We start from the raw sequence: 205 nt of genomic DNA on the forward strand, positions 1-205 counted from the left end.
GCTGATACCGAACGCCGACACACCGGCACGGCGGGGACGCCCCGTCTCCGGCCACGGCCGGGCCTCGGTCAACAGCGAGACACGACCCGCCGACCAGTCCACATGTGAGGTCGGCGCGTCCACATGCAGCGTCCGCGGCAACTGCCCGTGCCGCATCGCCATCACCATCTTGATCACACCCGCCACACCCGCCGCCGCCTGCGTG

At 71.2% G+C, this 205-nt stretch carries 1 protein-coding gene; it reads right to left on the reverse strand.

Annotated elements, in window-relative coordinates; genetic code table 11:
- Window positions 1-205: hypothetical protein (locus IF37_RS43255; protein WP_367647157.1), on the reverse strand; the 205-nt coding region annotated here is incomplete at both ends.

This window comes from Streptomyces sp. NRRL S-31, assembly GCF_000718775.1.
Taxonomy (GTDB): Bacteria; Actinomycetota; Actinomycetes; order Streptomycetales; family Streptomycetaceae; genus Streptomyces.